This window comes from Moraxella sp. CTOTU47724, from assembly GCF_032014955.1.
GTDB lineage: Bacteria > Pseudomonadota > Gammaproteobacteria > Pseudomonadales > Moraxellaceae > Faucicola > Faucicola tetraodonis.
This window is the reverse complement of sequence record NZ_DALZSV010000037.1, coordinates 22259-23746: the sequence shown is the minus strand read 5'-3', so window position 1 is coordinate 23746 and position 1488 is coordinate 22259. Positions and strand designations below refer to the sequence as shown.

General features: G+C 45.9%; 1 protein-coding gene and 1 pseudogene. Both read right to left on the bottom strand.

Annotation, left to right across the window (positions count from 1 at the left end; genetic code table 11):
- A pseudogene (locus tag RTR63_RS08280) lies at positions 1-590 on the bottom strand (sensor histidine kinase); the annotation flags it as partial.
- A 169-nt stretch (positions 591-759) separates the two neighbouring features.
- Positions 760-1488: response regulator transcription factor (locus RTR63_RS08275; RefSeq protein WP_312523661.1), on the bottom strand; the 729-nt coding region annotated here is incomplete at its 5' end.

Genomic DNA, 1488 nt, shown 5'->3' with positions numbered 1-1488 from the left:
GGCGTGACACGGGCAGAGAAATCGCCATCACCCAGTTGGGTGATTTGCCGACTTAGCTGATTAATACGCCATGTCATGGTGCGCGCAATCATCCATAACATGCCCGACATGATGAGCAGCAGTAGCAAGGTGCCTGTCAATAAATTAATCGCGGGCGAAATCGCACGGCGGTTACTAAGTTTTGATTGGTATAATAGCACATAACCTGATTGGCTATTAACTTGAATTTCGGTCGGGTGTTTTGGATCATCTCTAGGAAATAGAGATAAAAAAAATGGCGGATTTGGCGGTAAGGTGGCAGGCAGCCCACGCATGATCATAATCGCTTCGCCACTTTTGCCATCATATAAACCAAATTTGGCGTTGAGTGAATCGCTATAGATATTAAAACTACGGCGTACGAGGGCAAGTAGATAACGGGTTTCGAGATTTTTTTGTTGGTCTTGAGCGGTACGTAGCTCCACTAGTAGCGGGTCTAGCTGCTGGGTGACTTGGCTGGCAATGACTTGGTGGCGGGTGTTGGCCGAAGTATCGTGTACCAAATGGCTTAAAACTACCATTGCCCCAGCAAAAATGACCAATGCCAGCATAACGCTGGCAAATAACTTGCTAAATACACTGTTAAATTTTATGCCGCTTAATCGCACACAGAATCCAGAAATCGTGGGTCATCATTGGCTATTATAATAGCTTTGCTAGCATAAATAACCAAGGATGATGACCTTTTGCGTGTTAAATTTGTCAAGCTATCTTACACTCTTACACTTGGTCAGTGGCAAACTGATAGCCGACACCACGCACTGTGATAATGCGTTTTGGCTGGCGAGGATTGTCTTCAATCAGCGCGCGCAGACGTGAAATATGCACATCAATGGCACGGTCGATGTTATCACTGCTGTCATCGTTTGGCATCGCATGCCAGAGCTGTTCACGGCTCAGTACTTTACCTGAGTGGGTAGCAAAGTAATGCAATAACTGAAACTGGTGGGTGGTCAAACGCACCGGCTCATCATCAATCGTCACTTCATGGCTGTCCGGATAAACCTTTAAGCGACCAAATACTAAGTTATCTTCTTTTTGCTGATGAAGCGGCAGGTCATGACGGCGCATGACCGCACGGATACGCGCCAATAGTTCACGCGGTTCAAATGGTTTTGAGACATAATCATCCGCGCCCATTTCAAGACCCAACACACGGTCAGTGGTGTCACCTTTGGCGGTGAGCATGATAATCGCCGTTTGCGCCAGACGACTATCTTTGTGCTGACGAATACGTTGACACACTTGCATGCCATCCATATCCGGCAACATCAAATCTAAAATTACCAAATCAATGGATTTTGCAGGGTTAAATAGCGTCTCTAGACCTTCTGTTGCGGTTGGGGCATGCTGAACCTCATAGTAGTTCATGCCCAAATATTCGCTAATCAACTCGGCTAAATCTGGATCATCCTCAATCAATAGTACGGTTTTAGTACCACTATTATT